This window comes from Pseudoteredinibacter isoporae (genome assembly GCF_040372805.1).
Lineage (GTDB): Bacteria > Pseudomonadota > Gammaproteobacteria > Pseudomonadales > Cellvibrionaceae > Pseudoteredinibacter > Pseudoteredinibacter isoporae_A.
In genome coordinates this window covers 42,960-57,304 of the sequence record NZ_BAABWJ010000003.1, presented here as the reverse complement: position 1 = coordinate 57,304, position 14,345 = coordinate 42,960, and the positions used below count along the sequence as shown (strand labels likewise).

Below are 14,345 nucleotides of genomic sequence, written 5' to 3'. Positions count from 1 at the left end.
ACAGTGCCACCAGGGCCGAATTTACGGTGAATTACGACGCTTGTTCGGCATCGTATTGCTTAAAGCTTTTGCCCTCTGAAGCCAGGCGTTTCAGCAATGGTGAAACCTGGAACCAAGTTTGGCCATAGCCACCAAGTTCATTCTGGTATGTTTCAAGAGCTTGTACAACGGTATCCAGACCAATTTCATCAGCATACTGCATCGGACCACCGCGATAAACGGGGAAGCCGTAGCCGTTGCAGTAGATCACATCGATATCACTGGCTCGATAAGCGATGCCCTCATCCAGAATTTGGGCACCTTCGTTGATCAATGGAAACAGGCAACGCTCAAGGATTTCTTGATCGCTGATGTCGCGTTGCTCTACGCCATGTTCTGCGGCAAGTGCTTGAGCAAGTTGGCTTACCTCAGGATTACGGCGTTTATCGCGACCTTCATAGATATAGAACCCCGTGCCGGTTTTCTGGCCGTAATGGCCCTGATCATAAAGCTTGTCGCACACGGCGGTGTAACTCGGGTCACGGCCGTAAAACATATCGCGATTCCCCTGACGGGTCAGGTAGCCCACGTCGATTCCCGCGAGATCGATCATTGAAGGCAAGCCCATAGCCAAACCCCAATCGTAAAGAACGCGGTCAATCTGTTCCGGGCTGGCGCCTTCGAGAACCAGGCGTGAGGCTTCGCGGCCATAGGGTTCCAGTCCTCGGTTGCCAATAAAGCCCCAGCAAACCCCAGCGACTACCGGCATTTTGCGAATGCGCTGGGCCATTTTAATTGTCGTCATCAGTACATCGTTGGCGGTTTGGGCGCCTCGAACAATTTCCAGCAAACGCATAACATTTGCCGGACTGAAAAAGTGCAGGCCGATGACGTCATTCGGGCGAGAAGTAGCAGCAGCGATCTCATCCACATCCAATGTTGAAGTATTGGTCGCCAGAATCGCACCCGCTTTACAGGTTTTGTCTAACTGGGCGAAAACCTGTTTTTTAATGTCCATATTTTCGAACACCGCTTCGATCACGATATCGACCTCAGCGAGATCCGCGTAATCCAGGCTACCCTGAATCAGGCCCATGCGCTCTTCGACTTGGGCGTCAGTTAAACGTCCTTTTTTGGCGCTGATCTCGTAGTTATTGCGAATCACCGCAAGACCGCGTTCCAGTGCATCGGCTTTCACTTCAAGCAAAGTTACAGGAATGCCCACATTGGCAAAGTTCATAGCGATGCCGCCGCCCATTGTCCCTGCGCCAATAATGCCTACGGTTTTGATCGGGCGCAGCGGTGTTTTGGGGTCGACGCCGGGAATTTTTGTGGCGGCGCGCTCAGCAAAAAAGATATGCTGTTGAGCTCTGGCATGCGGGGTTTGCATGCATTCTTGAAACAGTTCGGTTTCTTTTTCCAGGCCCTCGGCGAGCGGCAATTCACATGCGGCTTCAATGCACTGAATATTCTTTTCTGGCGCAAAAAAGCCACGAGTTTTTCGAGCGATGGATTTTCTGAATTCCGTGAAGAAGGCTTCACCTGGATGTTCAACGCTGAGGTCGGCACAGGTTTTACAGGGGGCGTTCTGGGCGATCAGTTCTCGTGCATAGTCGATCGCGGCATCCACGAAAGCACTTGGTTCACCGTCAAAAATGCGGTCAATTGCTCCGGCTTCCAGTAACTTCTGAGCCGCAACTGCGGTTCCACTGGTCACCATTTGTGTCGCCATTTCCGCACCGATCAAACGCGGCAAGCGCTGGGTGCCGCCCGCGCCAGGCAAAATGCCGATGTTAACTTCTGGTAACCCGCATTTTGCACTGGGCAGAGCCATTCGGTAGTCGCAGGCCAGGGCCAATTCAAAACCTCCGCCGAGCGCCATGCCGTTCACGGCGGCAATGATGGGCTTGGGGCTGTTTTCCAATTCAGTTAATAAACCTGGCAGCATGGGTTCGGTGTGAAATCCGCCCGCCGCAAATTCGGCAATATCAGCGCCGCCACAAAATAATTTTCCTGAGGAGGCGATGACAATGGCATCGATCTCGGCGTTACTCTTTGCGATCTCAAAGGCCGCTTTGATCGCGCTGCGCAGGGCTTGGCCCAAACCATTGACGGGTGGTGCATTCAATGTGATGAGGGCGATGTTATCGTGCTGGCTATACAGTGCTGGAGAGCTCATGGTGCTTCCTTTGTCTTTTTAATTTTGGGTCATACGTAAAAGGCAGCGCACAACAACGCTGCCTTTTTCTAACGTTGTGGCACAATTAGAACCAGGCATCCTGCATGGCCAAACAGGTGTCATCAAGGCTTTGCAGCAGTGTCGCTTGAGCATCGATTTCGGGCAGTTCCCATTGGATAAAATACTGAGCCGCTTGCAGTTTGCCTCGATAGAAGTTTTCTTCATCTTGATGTAAATCGCCCGCCAGGGCGTTGACGGCCACAACAGCCTGTTTCAGCCAGATCCAGCTGACCAGCACGCGACCAAACATATCCAGATACACCGTGGCATTCGCCATACCGAGATCAATTTCGCCTTTGCCCAAAGTGCCGAGTAAGCTCATGGTGGTTTGATCCAAACTCGCGACGGCCGCATCCAGCGCGTCAGCCCAAGCCGCCGTTTCCTTGTGCGTTCGGGCGCTTTCTGAGGTGGCCTGAATTTCATTTTTCAGAGCCTGGTAACCGGCCATGCCACCCAGTGGGACTTTCCGGCCCAGCAGATCCAGCCCGTGGATGCCCTCGGCGCCTTCATGGATTGGATTGAGTCGGTTGTCGCGGTAGTACTGTTCGACGGGGTATTCACGAATGTAGCCCGACCCCCCGAGAATTTGGATGGCGTGTTCGTTCGCACGCAAACCGTATTTGGACGGGAAGGACTTCACCATTGGGGTAATCAAATCCAGTAGAGTGAAGGCCTGTTGGCGTTCTTCTTCGGTGGCCGCTGTGTGAGAGTCTTCAAACAGGTGGCTGGCGTAGAAACACAGGGCCATGGAGCCTTCAACATAAGCTTTTTGGGCCAGCAGCATGCGACGCACATCGGCGTGTTCAACAATGTTGACCTGCTTGGATGTTGGATCTTTCTGGGACGGCAAGCGACCTTGCGGGCGATTGCGGGCGTAATCCAGTGAGTAGTTGTAGCCTTGATAGCCGAGCACGGCGGCACCCAAGCCCACGCCAATACGGGCTTCGTTCATCATCTGGAACATATACGACAGACCATTATGGGGCTCGCCAACCAGATAAGCGATGGCGCCGTCTTTCTCGCCAAAGCTCAACACTGTTGAGGTAGTATTGCGGTAGCCCATCTTATGCAGCAAGCCGGCCAGAGCAACATCATTACGCTCACCTACACTGCCGTCATCGTTCACAAGAAACTTGGGACAGATAAAGAGAGAAATACCCTTGGTTCCCGCGGGTGCACCTTCAATTTTGGCCAACACCATATGAACGATGTTGTCGGTTAGAGAGTGGTCGCCGGCCGAAATAAACATCTTCTGACCGAAGATACGATAGCTGCCATCTTCTTGGGGTTTGGCGGTGGTTTTAATGTCCGCCAATGCTGAGCCCTGACCGGGTTCGGTGAGGGCCATAGTGCCGGAGAAGCGCCCGTCCATCATCGGGGGCAGGTATTTCGCCTTTTGAGCCTCATCGCCGAAGCTGCGAATCAGATTGGCAGAACCCAGCGTCAGAAACGGGTAACCGGTTGAGGCAATATTCGCGGCGGATACATAGGACATGGCTGCGCGCAGAATAATTTCCGGCATTTGCATGCCACCCTCTTCAAAGTCGTAGTGAGCGGCCAGAAAGCCAGCTTCAGCGAAGGCATTCCAGGCATCCTGAGTCTCCGGAATCAAATGAACCTTTTCCCCATCGAAGGTCGGTTCATTGGCATCGCCTTTGGCATTGTGGTTGGCAAAGTACTTTTCAGCGATGGTTTTGGCGGTCGCCATCGTGGCATCAAACACCTCGCGAGAATGTTCTTGATAGCGGGGGCGCTTCAGCAGGGCTTCACTGTTCAAGAACTCGTACAGCAGGAACTCAATATCGCGGTCATTAAGCAAGGGGGTTTGTGACATGGTGATCTTCTCGATGAATTACAGGATAATAGGGGTATTCCCCTATTATCCTCAAAAGCCTGAGTCAATCAAGCGATAGGCTTGATTTAGCGACCAGGAGAGTGATTCTGGCCTGTTCTTCGTCCTGAAAGGGCTAAACGAACAATTTGTGGGGTTCAGGCAATAAGGGTGGTGCCGCCATCGACGGGAATAATCTGACCAGTGATAAAGCCGCCGGCCTTACTGGCCAGCGTGATCGCTACGCCGGCAATATCACTGGCTTCACCCCAGCGATGCATCGGGATACTGGCGCATTCCGCTTCAAAGGCCTCTTTGTTGGTGCTCAGGAACTCAGTCAGTTTGGAATAGAAGCGGCCTGGAGCGATAGCGTTGACACGGATGTGGCTTTCGGCCAATTCCTTCCCTAATACGCGAGTCAGCTGGTGTACTGCGGATTTACTCACCGCATAGGTGAAGTTATCGAGGCCGTTTCCGACGATACCGGCAATGGAGCCGATATTAATGACGCTGGCGTAATCGTCTGCTTTGGCATTGGCTTTCAACAGGGGCAGCAGAGCCTGAGTCAGGAAGAAGGGGCTTTTGGCATTAATGTCCATGACCTTGTCCCAGCCTTTTTCCGGGAACTGACCAAACTCACCAGCCCAGCCTGTTCCGGCGTTATTCACCAGCACGTCGATATGGGATTCGCGCTCATTCAACGCCTGGGTTAATGCGAGGATGCCTTCGTTGCTGGCTGCATCACCGGGGAGCGCAATACAGTCGCCGTATTGACTCAACTCAGCAGCGGCGGCTTCACAAGCTTCGGCTTTACGAGCCGTAATGTAGACGCGTGCGGCTCCTGCCTCTAAAAAGCCCTGAGCAATGTAGTAACCCAGGCCACGTGAGCCACCGGTAATCACGCAGACCTTGCCCTGCATCCCAAATAAATCATTCAGCATTATTACTCTCCTCTCTGAACGTCGTCGTTGGTTTGAATTGGCAGAGCCTAACAAAGCCGAACTGGCGGGGCTTATTTATTCTTGTGATGGCGGAACATTCACAATGGCGCTTTGAAGGGGTGAGAATGCTTTTTCGACTAGGGGGAATCACCTATACTGCGTATTCATAAGCAGTCAATAAAGGGCACTGATCAATGGATAGCCTGGAGCCGGCATCCAATCTGCTCGAATACAATGAAGCACGCTATCGAATTCTAGCCGAGCAGTCTGGAGTGATGATTACCCTACACCGTCCTGGTGATTGGGCCTACAGCGCCGTGAATCCGGCGGTAGAGCAGCTCACGGGGTACCGTGCTGATGAGCTGTTGGGGCTACCCGCTTACGAGTTATTCCACCCTGAAGATGCTTGGGCGATGCAGCACAAGTTGATTCCCGCCATCAAAAAACATGGAACCCGAACCTTTCGCTATCGTTCCCGAAATCGCCAGGGTGAATACCGCTGGGTGGAAAGTACTCATCGTTCCATACGGGATGAGCAGAGCGGGGAGCTTAAAGAAATCATTGCCGTTACCCGTGAAGTGCAACAGGAAGTTGAAGCTGAACAGGCTCTGCAAAGGTTGGCGGCGGTTGTGGAGGCCAGTGCAGATCTGGTGCTGTTGTGCGATGAACAATTGCAAGTGCTGGATTTAAATCGTGCGGCGCGTCAGGCGCTCGGGCGTTCTGAAAGCGGTGCCGAGCCACAGGAACGTTTCTCACTGCGTGATTATTTGTCGACGGAAAGTGTTCAGAAGATTCGTACGATCGCGTTGCAGGTGGCCCGACAGAAAGGGCGCTGGAAGGGCGCCATTCGCTTGGATTTTCCTGGCAGGAAAGAAGGCTTTTGGCAACTTGAGCAGTTGATCTCGACGCATACGGAACCGGTTTATGGGCTTTATTCTCTGATTATCCGCGATCGAACAGAAGAGCAGGCGGTTCAACAGGCATTGCAAGATAAACAACAGCAGCTGGCGCACAGCGAACGCTTAATGAGTTTGGGGGAAATGGCCAGTGGCCTGGCCCATGAGATCAATCAACCTTTGGCGAGCTTATTGAATTACGCCCGTGGCGGTTTGCGGAAACTGAAGCAGGCAGAAACCATCAGCCCAGACAAACTCACGCAGTTATTATCCGCAATGGAAAAGCAGGCCGAGCGTGCAGCAGCCATAGTGCGGCAATTGCGCTCAATGGTGAAGAAAACCCCACTCCGTCCTGAGTTAATCGATCTGGAGCAGTCTCTTCGAGAAGCGGTGAATTTTGTTGAACAGGAACTCGAACAACAATCGGTGAACATTCGTTGGGACAAGCCCCAAGGTAAAGCACAGGTGATGGCCGACAAGGTTCAATTGCAGCAGGTTTGGGTGAATCTGCTGATTAATGCTCTGGAAGCGATGGCTCAGTCTGGCGATCGCAGTGGAAACAACAACGCTCAACGAGAAATCAATATTTCGATTCAGGCGCTGAACAAAGCCGAAACCCACAGCCAGGATTGGCAAGTTGATATTGTGGATCAGGGGGGTGGTATTTCCGCTGAAGAAATGACGCATATTTTCGAACCGTATTACAGTTCCAAATCCTCTGGTATGGGCTTGGGCCTGTCGATTTCCCGCTCTATTGTTGAAAGTCTGGGCGGCGGCATAGATGTCGACAGCGATGGTCAGAGTTACAGTTGTTTTAGAATCCGCTTGGCGGCGAGTAGGTAAGCACAATGAATCCAATACTGATCGTTGATGACGATGCTGATTTTCGAGAATCCCTGTCCTGGTTGCTGGAAAGCGCGGGCTACGACAGTCGAGGCTATGACAGTGCTGAAGCGTTCCTCAACGCCTATCAGGGCGAACCCGCGTGCTTACTCTTGGATGTGCGCATGACAGGCATGAGCGGGCTCGAACTGCAACGACAACTTATTGCCAAGGCCTACCAAATCCCAGTCATCTTGATTACCGGTCATGGTGATGTGCCAATGGCGGTAGCCGCGATGAAAAACCAGGCCTTCGACTTCATCAGCAAGCCATTTGATGATGAAAGTCTGTTGGCGATCATCGCTAAGGCCGTTGAAGAGATTCCCCGTCGCTTTGAGCGACAATCTGATTTGCTTGAAGCCAATCGTCACTGGCAGGCGCTCAGTCGCCGGGAGCAGGAAGTAGCGCATCTCGTGGCTGGGGGTGCCAGTAATAAAGGCCTGGCGGAAACTCTTGGTATCAGTGTGAAAACCGTTGAAATTCACCGGTCACGCGTAATGAAAAAAATGCAGGCCGGCAACCTGGCGGAGCTGATTCAGAAAATCAATCTCATGTCCGATGATGCTTAACCTTAGCTGGGCAATATTCCACAATTCCTCCATATTTGCTGCATTCTCGATGCCTAATATGGGCAACAAGTCACAACGATGTGGCCTTAACCATTACAGAGAATCGAGGAATTGGATATGAAGAAGATAGTAACGATGATGATCGCCTTGGCGGCAACTTCCCAGGCATACGCCTTTCCAGGTGGCGAAGGGCATCGGGAAAAGCTGGACCTGGATGGCGATGGTATCATTACGCGCTCTGAAATTCAGGCGGCGAAATCTGCACGTTTCGCGGATATGGACAGCGATCAGAATGGTCAGTTGAGTCAGGCTGAATTGACCGCCTATGGTGAAGCCAAGAAGGCCGAAATGCAGGCCAAAATGTTTGCCCGCTTGGATGGTGATGGTAACGGCACTGTCAGTCTGAGTGAATTTGTTGATCGTCGTCCAAGTGAACGCGAGCAAATCGCCAAAAATATTTTTGCTCTGGCTGATGCTAATCAGGATGGTCAGTTGACCCAGGAAGAACTTCAGGACGCCAGATCTGATCGTGCCGGTATGCGTTTCGCGCGCATGGATCTGGACGGGAATGGTCAAATCAGCGAAGAAGAGTTTTCTAAGAGTCGCAAGCACTCCAAAAAGAAAATGCGAAAAATGCTCAGTCGCTAAGCGTGTAGTGGCAAAGGCTGAGATAACCTATTGAGTTGAAACGTTGTATGAACATTAGACTGCAAGGCAAACTGTTTCTCGCCTTTGCCCTCGCTACGGCCAGTGTCATTCTGGCTGTGGCTTGGTTTACGTTTTTGAATTTCGATCGTGGCTTTCGTGAATACCTCAACAATGCTGCGGTTGAGCGAACTGAACCCATTCGCAACGCCCTGGTTGAACACTATCGCGTGCAAGGCAGTTGGCAGGATTTGAAAGACAATCCGCGTATGATGCGCCGAATTATTTTCCAAACCCTCAGTCTTGAACGTCAAAAGCACTTTCAGGAAAAAGCCGGGCGGATTGACGCCGAACGCCTGAACAAAAATCAGGAAAAGCATCGCCGTAAAATATTCGAACGACACTTTCGAGAGGCGCGTTTTTTGCGTATCTATGATGAGCGCGGTGACTTGTTAATGTCGTCTTCCAAATGGCCTGTCACCGATGGGGCGAAGAACGATGAAATTCGGGTTCCTCTGAAACTGGATGGCCAGACCATTGGCAGTTTTGCTATTCGAAAAGCCAAACTTCAAAGAAACCGTCCGGACTATGAATTTCGCCGTAAACAACTTCAGAAAATTTGGGGGGTCGTGGTATTCGCCCTGTTGGTTTCCGCCCTGTTGGCCTGGCTGTTGGCTCGACACCTTATCTCCCCGATTCGCGCCCTGGCTGAAGGTTCAAAAGCCTTAGGGGAGGGGGATTACAGTCGACGGGTGGACGTTCGTGGTAATGACGAGCTTGCGAGTTTGAGCCGGGACTTCAATCAGTTGGCGCTCACTTTGGAAAAAAATGAGCAATCCCGTCAGCAGTGGATCGCGGATATTTCCCATGAGTTACGCACGCCCTTGGCGGTTCTACGAGGCGAGATCGAAGCGGTGTTGGATGGTGTTCGAAAGTTCAATGCCGACAATGTGCAATCCCTGCATGCCGAAGTGTTGGCCTTAAGTCGCCTTGTGGACGACCTGTACCAGTTAGCGTTGTCTGATGCAGGTGCTCTGGATTATCGATTTGCCCGGGAAAATGCCCGAGAGTTACTCGAGATGTCTACAGACGCCTTTGAACTGCGCTTTAAAAAAGCAGGACTCCGTTTGCGCGCTGATGGTTTGGACAGCCTGGACAGCTATATTCGAGCCGATCGCAAGCGCTTCGCCCAGCTGATGCACAATCTCCTGGAAAACAGTTTGCGTTATACCGATGCTGGAGGTGAAGCGCTTTTGAGTGCAGAAGTCCTTGAGAAAGAATTGAGGGTGACTCTACAGGATTCTTCACCCTCAGTTTCACCAGAGGATATGCCGAAAATTTTTGAACGTCTGTATCGTGTTGATCAATCCCGGAGCCGAGAACACGGTGGATCAGGTTTGGGCTTGTCCTTGTGCCAGAACATTGTCGAGGCCCATGGTGGCCGAATAGAGGCCTCGTCATCGGCATTGGGCGGCTTACAAATTACTCTATATTTACCGGTATATGAACATTGATCGAACTTCTCTCCAGGGCATAGCAAAACATTGCTGAGATGGACATGATGAAAGAAAAAATACTTATTGTTGAGGACGAGCCTAAACTGGCTCAATTATTAAATGACTATCTGGAGCAAGAACTCTATGAATGTCATACCTTGGCGAATGGTCTTGAGGTCGTGGATTGGGTCAAGGCTGAGCAGCCTAACATGATGTTGCTCGATTTAATGTTGCCAGGAAAAGATGGCATGAGCATATGCCGTGAAGTGCGTCAGTTTTCCAGCCTGCCGATTATTATGACCACCGCCAAGGTAGAAGAGATTGATCGATTGTTGGGGCTCGAGCTTGGCGCGGATGACTATATCTGCAAACCCTACAGCCCGAGAGAGGTGGTGGCGAGGGTTAAAGCAGTAATGCGTCGTTACAAATCCTCACCTGAGGACGCACCGATTGACAGTGATATTCTGATTGATGACAGCAGTTATCAGGTATCGGTGTTGGGTAAGACGTTGGAGCTGACACCGGTCGAATTCCGATTGTTTCATTATCTGTACCGTCATGCGGGACAAGTTTTTTCCCGTGATCAATTGATGGATAAGTTGTATAACGATGGTCGGGTAGTGACCGACAGAACCGTGGACAGTCATATCAAAAACCTGCGCCGGAAACTGTCGGCGGTTACGGAGCAGGAGTTAATTCACTCGGTCTACGGTGTCGGTTATCGATTTGAACAGTAAACATTAAAGGCCAAGCCCAAAAAAGCAGCGTTAAACGCTGCTTTTTTGTTTAGATCGGGCACCTGCCGGTTTGTTTAGATCGGATCACCTGCCGGCAAGTCAATGCTCTTGAGTTGGCTTTCCTGCTTTTTCAGCCAGTGGTCGATATTCCTGGCGACCTGCAATTCATGAGCACTTGCCTTGCGTTTGCTCTTCAATCGTTTGGCCAGACTGCTGAGTTTGTGATTTAACTCGGCGCGAACACTGTGGCTGGTATTTTTGTGGGCGGCGGTGTCTGCCATTTTCTGAGCAAGTACCTGTTGAACCACTTTTTGAATCTGGCGATCCTGTGGGTCTTTGGCCGGTGCGACATCCCAGGTTGCCTTGAGCAGACGGTCAAGCACTTGTTCGACGCTTGGATAATCACCGCGTACAGAGAAGTTTTCCAGGCGTTGCAAACGTTCCGGGCGCAGAATCTGTTCAATACTCAGTGCGGCAGAAGCTTCAATAGCGGCGTCGGTATCGAAGATCAGGTTGGCACGACCGGCCAGAGTTTCACCCTGATTGAAACGACCTTCTGCTGGAGTGATCAATTCCAGTGCAGCGGCTGGTAAGCGCAAAAATTCAGGGCTCAGGCTGTGCAGTATGAGGTCGAGTGCGCGCAGTTGCTCTTCGGCCGGAACGATATTGATGGTTTGCTGACCGTCACCACGGCTGGCGTAACGATAGTCCGCACCACCGAGTGTCTGTGCGGCAGCGTTTAACTGAAAGCGATGGTGCATATAGCTCGGCAACAGAATGTAACGCAGATTGCTGTAGGGCTCATCGGGGCGCAGCAAGTGCTCACCGAAGTTATCCAGAGCAATGCGGCGAACCTTGTATTCATGCTCAAGTTGATCAACCAGGTTGCTGCCATTGTCCCACACCGAGGTTTTAGGATGCGCTGCACGGGTGAATTTATTGTTGATGTGGTTAATGTAAATCAGACCACGATCAATGCTTTCTTTAATTATGGCTGCCAGTTCGGTTTGCTCTTTGTCCTGATCAAACTCGCCGTACAACCAGCGAACACTTAATTTATCGTACTCACCGATGCGTTGCAGATAAGCATTGCTGACGTCGAGCTTACCGTCTTTGATGTCGATCATCGGTGCCGGGTAATCCATCACGCTTTCACGGCCATAGCTGGACGCCATAAAATTATGAGGCAGGCCAATGGTGTGGCCCACTTCGTGAGCGGAGAGCTGGCGAACACGGGCCAGGGCCATCTCAACCGCCGCTTTGTCGCTGCCATTGGCCACTTTGGCCAGATAGTCAAAGCTGGGAGAATCCGCCAATTGACACATGCTGTGTTGATCCATTGGGTATCCTTCAAGGGCTTTGCGTGCGTGCAGATAATCCTGACGCAGGCGCAAACTGCCCAAGTTTACATTGCCCTTGATAATCTCACCGGTGCGCGGGTCCATAATAAAACTGCCATAGGAATATCCGCGAGTGCGGCGGTGCGTCCAGTGGATCATGTTATAACGAGAATCTTGAGGATCGGCGTTTTCAGGTAGGACTTTCACCTGGAAGGCGTTCATAAACCCAGCGGCTTCAAATGCATCGTTCCACCACAGTGCCCCTTCGATCAATGCGCTGCGAATAGGCTCAGGTGTACCACCATCGACGTAATACACAATGGGTTCTTTCACCTCTGAACGCGCTTGTTCCGGGAATTTCTTCTCCAGGCGATGACGCCCGGCAAGACGGACAAACAAATCCTGTTCAATTGCACTGCCATAATCCTGGTAGGTCAGACCCAGGCTGCCGATGCGTGGGTCGGCGTAACGTGGAGTATAGCCTTCAGGTGCGGCAATAAATGTATGGTGTTGACGCAGGCTCACGGAACTGGCATTGGCGGCAACATGACGAACCAACTTGCCGGGCTTTTCGCTGGCGTAAGTCAGATTCACTTCCACTTCAGTGTTATTGGGGAAGGCCTTGGTGCGTTCCAGGTGAAAGCTGCTGCGTTTTTTGTCCAGTGTGAACTTACCTTGCTTGGCCCTTTTCAGTCGGGAGATGACTTGATGCGTGTCCCGCAGAAAATAATCATTGGCTTTCAGCAAATATTTGTCGCCGCTGCGAGCAACAATGGGGAAGGCCCATTGTACAGATTGAGCAAAGGCTTCCTGTACGGCTTTACGCTCAGCTGGATTGTCGCTGTCAGCACGAAATCGATAGTTCTTTTCCCAAAAATAAATCTTGGGGCCCACTTTACGAGCTTCCAGAACAAAAGTATGCCCAAGCTGTCCGCGATCCAGACCCACCGGATTACTGCCCAGCCCGGATGCGAGGGAAACTTGATAGATGAATTCTTTATCCAGCTCGGCGATGGCCATATACAGATCGCCTTTTTCCTCGTCCCAGTAGAGGTCTACAAAACCCGGCATGGCTTGCATGCCTTTGGTTTTACTGGCGATGGAGGGGAATGCCGCCAGACTGCTGTTGGCCCCCAGCCATAAAATGCAAAAGCTCAGCAACAGTTGGATAGGGCGTCGGGCCCATAATTGCAGCATGGGAAACATGTTTATTATCCTGATTGGTGAATGATAGGGCTGTCTGATCAAGCTCAGCATTATCGTCTGCAGACGAAACCTTGTCAGCTCCAATAACAAGACGAATAAATCGACAGGGCACGCATACCGAATCTGTCTCTGGCAGAGGTTCTGGTGGCGGTCGATTTTGATCGATAAACAGGGTAGGCTGGCCGTATTGGGCCGGCGAACTGTCGGCTGTTGATTGTGATGGTGTGAAGTGATGGATAAGGATGCAAACATGCCGCCAAAAACCGGTAATGGGCTGTCCAGGCTCGGGCAAAAAATGGCAGGTGATTCGGGTATTGTTAATCTGATGGACGATCTGGGCGAAGCCCTGGCGCGTCGACCCGATATGATTTTTATGGGGGGTGGCAATCCAAGTCGAATAACGGAACTGGAAGATATTTTCGCAGAAAAACTGCAAGCCGTGCTGGCGGATGAGCGCGAGCGTCACAAGTTGTTTGGTATTTACCAATCGCCTCAGGGCGAGTGGGAATTCCTGGAGGCGGTCGCCAAGTTGCTTAATGACGAGTTAGCTTGGCCGGTGACGGCTAAAAATATTGCCGTCAGTAACGGTTCCCAGTCGGCGTTTTTCAATCTGTTCAATATGTTTGCCGGTCGTCAGAGCGATGGCAGCTATAAGAAAATTCAGTTGCCCCTGGCGCCCGAATATTTGGGTTATGCCGATGTGGGTGTCGAAGACGATTTGTTTGTCGCCGCCAAACCCAGAATCGAGGAATTGGACGATAATCTGTTCAAGTATCGAGTGGATTTTGAAGAGCTGAACCTCGGAGAGGATATCGGTGCGATTTGTGTATCCCGTCCCACTAATCCAACCGGTAATGTTCTGACCGATGGTGAAATTGCCAAGCTGGACCAGTTGGCCCGCAACAAGGGCATTCCTCTGATCATCGATGGTGCCTATGGCATTCCGTTTCCAAATATGATTTTCAGTGAGGCGAAACCCCATTGGAATGACAATACCATCGTCGTTTTCAGTTTTTCCAAACTGGGATTGCCGGGCGCGCGCACCGGTATTGTGGTGGCCAGCGAAGAAATCATTCAGGCGTTTACCAATACCAATACCATCGTCAGCCTGGCGTCTGGAACGCTCGGCCCCAGCATTGGTAAGCAGCTGTTTTCCGACGGCAGCATTTTACGGATCAGTAACGACATTATTCGTCCTTACTATCAGCGGGCAGCTGAGGCCGCACGGGAATCGGTGAAACAGGCGTTTGGTGATTTGCCTTATCGTCTGCACAAGCCGGAAGGCGCGATGTTTTTCTGGCTCTGGTTCAAAGGCCTACCCATCAGCAGTGAGCAGCTCTATCAACGTCTGAAACAGCGCGGCGTATTGGTGGTGGCTGGCCATCATTTCTTCGTCGGGCTCGATGAGGATTGGGACCATAAAGATGAGTGTCTGCGGGTCACCTACAGCCAAAGCCCCGAAGTCGTTGCTCGGGGGATCGAGATCATTGCCGAGGAGGTACGCAAGGCCTATGAAGAGGCGGGGACCTAAGCTCGGCACCTGAGCTCTGCTTTGTACAGATTTCCTATCAGTATCAAGGGATT

General features: G+C 51.6%; 10 protein-coding genes. 6 read left to right on the top strand and 4 right to left on the bottom strand.

Annotation, left to right across the window (positions count from 1 at the left end; translation table 11 throughout):
- Nucleotides 1–31: 31 nt before the first annotated feature.
- The 3 genes from ABWW03_RS08380 to ABWW03_RS08370 all read right to left on the bottom strand — a co-directional run bounded on the left by ABWW03_RS08380 (nucleotide 32) and on the right by ABWW03_RS08370 (nucleotide 4,990).
- Nucleotides 32–2,158: a 3-hydroxyacyl-CoA dehydrogenase NAD-binding domain-containing protein gene (locus tag ABWW03_RS08380; RefSeq protein ID WP_353407636.1), complete on the bottom strand. Its 2,127-nt coding sequence runs from the start codon at nucleotides 2,156–2,158 to the stop codon at nucleotides 32–34.
- An 85-nt stretch (nucleotides 2,159–2,243) separates the two neighbouring features.
- Nucleotides 2,244–4,052 carry an acyl-CoA dehydrogenase gene (locus ABWW03_RS08375; RefSeq protein WP_353407635.1) on the bottom strand — a complete coding sequence of 603 codons (1,809 nt, stop codon included), beginning with the start codon at nucleotides 4,050–4,052 and terminating at the stop codon, nucleotides 2,244–2,246.
- A gap of 155 nt (nucleotides 4,053–4,207) precedes the next feature.
- Nucleotides 4,208–4,990: an SDR family oxidoreductase gene (locus ABWW03_RS08370; protein WP_353407634.1), complete on the bottom strand. Its 783-nt coding sequence runs from the start codon at nucleotides 4,988–4,990 to the stop codon at nucleotides 4,208–4,210.
- Nucleotides 4,991–5,184: 194 nt separating this feature from the next.
- Here ABWW03_RS08370 and ABWW03_RS08365 point away from each other — a divergent pair, with 194 nt between their 5' ends.
- The 5 genes from ABWW03_RS08365 to ABWW03_RS08345 all read left to right on the top strand — a co-directional run bounded on the left by ABWW03_RS08365 (nucleotide 5,185) and on the right by ABWW03_RS08345 (nucleotide 10,215).
- The gene (locus ABWW03_RS08365) at nucleotides 5,185–6,729 is read left to right on the top strand and encodes a PAS domain-containing sensor histidine kinase (RefSeq protein WP_353407633.1); all 1,545 of its coding nucleotides are present in this window, start codon (nucleotides 5,185–5,187) and stop codon (nucleotides 6,727–6,729) included.
- A 5-nt stretch (nucleotides 6,730–6,734) separates the two neighbouring features.
- Nucleotides 6,735–7,337 (top strand): response regulator transcription factor, encoded by a 603-nt coding sequence (locus ABWW03_RS08360; RefSeq protein ID WP_353407632.1) that lies wholly within the window; start codon nucleotides 6,735–6,737, stop codon nucleotides 7,335–7,337.
- 117 nt (nucleotides 7,338–7,454) lie between these two features.
- On the top strand, nucleotides 7,455–7,985 hold the full coding sequence (locus ABWW03_RS08355) for an EF-hand domain-containing protein (RefSeq protein ID WP_353407631.1): 531 nt from the start codon (nucleotides 7,455–7,457) through the stop codon (nucleotides 7,983–7,985).
- Nucleotides 7,986–8,032: 47 nt separating this feature from the next.
- Nucleotides 8,033–9,496, top strand: a complete 1,464-nt coding sequence (locus ABWW03_RS08350) for an ATP-binding protein (RefSeq protein WP_353407630.1) — start codon at nucleotides 8,033–8,035, stop codon at nucleotides 9,494–9,496.
- Nucleotides 9,497–9,543: 47 nt separating this feature from the next.
- Entirely contained in the window at nucleotides 9,544–10,215 is a 672-nt protein-coding gene (locus ABWW03_RS08345) for a response regulator (protein ID WP_353407981.1), read from the top strand.
- A gap of 74 nt (nucleotides 10,216–10,289) precedes the next feature.
- Here ABWW03_RS08345 and ABWW03_RS08340 read toward each other — a convergent pair whose 3' ends face one another.
- Complete coding sequence (locus ABWW03_RS08340) at nucleotides 10,290–12,761, bottom strand: zinc-dependent metalloprotease (RefSeq protein ID WP_353407629.1); 2,472 nt, start codon at nucleotides 12,759–12,761, stop codon at nucleotides 10,290–10,292.
- Between the two features lie 232 nt (nucleotides 12,762–12,993).
- Between ABWW03_RS08340 and ABWW03_RS08335 the strand changes: the two genes are divergently transcribed.
- Nucleotides 12,994–14,292, top strand: a complete 1,299-nt coding sequence (locus ABWW03_RS08335) for a valine--pyruvate transaminase (RefSeq protein WP_353407628.1) — start codon at nucleotides 12,994–12,996, stop codon at nucleotides 14,290–14,292.
- Nucleotides 14,293–14,345: the final 53 nt, after the last annotated feature.

What these genes read in the sequence shown, in the direction of transcription:
- ABWW03_RS08380 (WP_353407636.1), bottom strand. Translation starts at nt 2,158, where the DNA reads ATGAGCTCTCCAGCACTGTATAGCCAGCACGATAACATCGCCCTCATC.
- ABWW03_RS08375 (WP_353407635.1), bottom strand. Translation starts at nt 4,052, where the DNA reads ATGTCACAAACCCCCTTGCTTAATGACCGCGATATTGAGTTCCTGCTG.
- ABWW03_RS08370 (WP_353407634.1), bottom strand. Translation starts at nt 4,990, where the DNA reads ATGCTGAATGATTTATTTGGGATGCAGGGCAAGGTCTGCGTGATTACC.
- ABWW03_RS08365 (WP_353407633.1), top strand. Translation starts at nt 5,185, where the DNA reads ATGGATAGCCTGGAGCCGGCATCCAATCTGCTCGAATACAATGAAGCA.
- ABWW03_RS08360 (WP_353407632.1), top strand. Translation starts at nt 6,735, where the DNA reads ATGAATCCAATACTGATCGTTGATGACGATGCTGATTTTCGAGAATCC.
- ABWW03_RS08355 (WP_353407631.1), top strand. Translation starts at nt 7,455, where the DNA reads ATGAAGAAGATAGTAACGATGATGATCGCCTTGGCGGCAACTTCCCAG.
- ABWW03_RS08350 (WP_353407630.1), top strand. Translation starts at nt 8,033, where the DNA reads ATGAACATTAGACTGCAAGGCAAACTGTTTCTCGCCTTTGCCCTCGCT.
- ABWW03_RS08345 (WP_353407981.1), top strand. Translation starts at nt 9,544, where the DNA reads ATGAAAGAAAAAATACTTATTGTTGAGGACGAGCCTAAACTGGCTCAA.
- ABWW03_RS08340 (WP_353407629.1), bottom strand. Translation starts at nt 12,761, where the DNA reads ATGTTTCCCATGCTGCAATTATGGGCCCGACGCCCTATCCAACTGTTG.
- ABWW03_RS08335 (WP_353407628.1), top strand. Translation starts at nt 12,994, where the DNA reads ATGGATAAGGATGCAAACATGCCGCCAAAAACCGGTAATGGGCTGTCC.